Annotated in this window: 1 protein-coding gene; it reads left to right on the top strand. The window is 69.3% G+C overall.

The window, feature by feature from the left end:
• Window positions 1-109 precede the first annotated feature (109 nt).
• Complete coding sequence (locus tag ADL12_RS21335) at window positions 110-1,930, top strand: IS481 family transposase (RefSeq protein WP_062704272.1); 1,821 nt, start codon at window positions 110-112, stop codon at window positions 1,928-1,930.
• Window positions 1,931-1,987 lie beyond the last annotated feature (57 nt).

Genomic DNA, 1,987 nt, shown 5'->3' with positions numbered 1-1,987 from the left:
GTGTCCGATCCCGGGTGATGCTTGACAGTTCGGTCCCAGCTGATGGTTGACAGTGGCCGTGATCGGCTTTTCTGTGCGCGTCGTTGCGGCGCGTGTGGGGAGGCCGGGATTGGCGCTGGTGGAGTTGTCGGTTGTCGAGCAGAGATACCGGGCTGTCCTGGCCGTGCTGGCGGGAGCGACCGTGACGGAAGTTGCCGCTCAGCTTGGGGTGTCGCGGCAGACGGTCAGCGGGTGGAAGTCCCGGTATGAGGCCTCCGGTCTGGCCGGGTTGGCGGACCGTTCGCGGAGGCCGGCGTCGTGTCCGCATCAGGCCTCTGCCGAGGTGGAGGCGGCGGTGTGCGAGCTGCGGCGCAAGCATCCCCGCTGGGGTCCGCGGCGGATCGCTCATGTGCTGGAGCGGTCCGGGGCGGTGAGCCCGGTGCCGTCGCGGATGACCGTGTATCGGATCCTGGTCCGTCACGGCCTGGTGGAACCTGGGGCTCGGCGCCGGAAGCGGTCGGACTACAAGCGCTGGCAGCGGGATCGGCCGATGCAGTTGTGGCAGATGGACATCGTCGGCGGCGTGATGCTGGTCGACCCGGTGACCGGGGAGTTGACCGAGGCGAAGGTCGTGACCGGGGTGGATGACCATTCCCGGTATTGCGTGATCGCGTCGGTGGTCGAGCGGGCGACCGGGCGGGCGGTCTGCTCTGCGTTCGCCCGGGCCTTGCAGACGTTCGGGGTGCCCGAGGAGGTGCTGACCGACAACGGCAAGCAGTTCACCGACCGGTTCGGGCAAGGCGGGGAGGTGCTGTTCGACCGGATCTGCCGGGAGAACGGGATCGCGCACCGTCTCACCCAGCCGGCATCCCCGACCACGACGGGCAAGGTCGAACGGTTCCATCAGACGCTGCGGCGTGAACTCCTCGACGACTGCGGTGCGTTCGAAAGTATCGGGGCGGCTCAGGCGGCACTGGATGCGTGGGTGCAGGAATACAACTCCGATCGTCCGCATCAGGCGCTGGACATGCAGTCCCCTGCCGACCTGTTCACCCCGGTTGCTGAGCAGGAGCGGGACGTACTGGGCCTGAGGGTGCCCGGAGTGCTCGGGCTGGTGCCGCAGCAGCGGACACCTCCTGCGGAGCCGGATCCGGCGGAGGTGGCACCCGTGCCGGCCGGCCTGCCTGAGCTGGTCCCGCCAGTGGTCCAGCTGGAGCCCGGTGGGCCGGTGGAGTTCGAGCGGGTGGTGCCTGCGAGTGGGAATCTGCAGGTCGCGGGCAAGCAGTTCTGGCTCGGACCGGCCCGCTCAGGTCTGACGGTGACCTTCTGGGCCGACACCTCGGTGATCCATCTGCTGATCGCGGGAGCACGCATCAAGACCGTGCGGTCGCATCTGTCGGTGGCGGATCTGGGACGGCTGGCCGCCCGGGGCGGACGTGCGGCTGGACCGGCCCCGCTTCCGGCCGACGACGGGGCCGCGTTCGAGGTGGACCGGGTCGTGAACAACAGCGGCCTGGTGGGCCTGGGCGGGCACCAGGTTCTGGCGGCGGAGATCCTGGGCGGCCACCAGGTGGGTATCCGCATCGACGACGAGACGCTGTCGTTCTTCGACCTGTCCTCGCGGGAACTGCTGCGGGTGCGGCCCAACCCGCTGACCAGCGAGGAAATCCGCAGGCTGCGGGGCCTGCGGCCGGCCGGACCGCCGCCGCGTCCCGGCATCGAGCCCATGCGGGTGCAGCGGCGGGTCAGCGCGGTGGGCACAGTCATGGTCTGTCGGCAGGTCGTGTCCCTCGGCCGCCCGTACGCAGGGCAGACCGTGACCGTGCACGTGTCGGACACGACGATCAGCGTCGAGCTGGACGGCCAGGTCCGAGTCATCCGGCGCACGACCGACGTCCCGGTCCGTAACGTGAAAGCGAACAAGCCCCACGGGGTTTCCCATGTTGTCTAGGCCCACCGTCAAGCATCACCTGGGACCAGAACGTCAGGCATCACCTGGGATCCGACA

This window comes from Streptomyces regalis (assembly GCF_001509475.1).
Lineage (GTDB): Bacteria > Actinomycetota > Actinomycetes > Streptomycetales > Streptomycetaceae > Streptomyces > Streptomyces regalis.
This window is presented reverse-complemented; position numbering and strand designations above follow the sequence as displayed.